General features: G+C 50.9%; 2 tRNA genes. Both read right to left on the bottom strand.

The features are described 5' to 3' along the window. Positions 1–32 precede the first annotated feature (32 nt). A tRNA-Ala gene (locus QSJ80_RS15590) sits at positions 33–108 on the bottom strand. A 113-nt stretch (positions 109–221) separates the two neighbouring features. Further along, positions 222–298 (bottom strand) — tRNA-Ile (locus QSJ80_RS15585). Positions 299–344: the final 46 nt, after the last annotated feature.

Below are 344 nucleotides of genomic sequence, written 5' to 3'. Positions count from 1 at the left end.
GCTACTGAGCTCTGATGTGGAAGTGGAGAAAATGGTGGAGCTATGCGGGATCGAACCGCAGACCTCTTGGATGCAAACCAAGCGCTCTCCCAGCTGAGCTATAGCCCCATTTTGATAAGCAACGCGTAACGCGAAGTAGTAATCTTTCTCAGGCCAGGCGGATGGGAGCGAAGTTTATTAACAATAAACGAGCGACTATCCAACGCCGCATGAGGAAGATTTGGTAGGCCTGGGCAGACTTGAACTGCCGACCTCACCCTTATCAGGGGTGCGCTCTAACCAGCTGAGCTACAGGCCTATCGCTAACTTGATCTTTTTTGTTTTCACTGTGTTGCGTTCCTTGC

Source organism: Biformimicrobium ophioploci, assembly GCF_030270605.1.
GTDB classification, from domain to species: Bacteria; Pseudomonadota; Gammaproteobacteria; order Pseudomonadales; family Cellvibrionaceae; genus Biformimicrobium; species Biformimicrobium ophioploci.
This window is presented reverse-complemented; position numbering and strand designations above follow the sequence as displayed.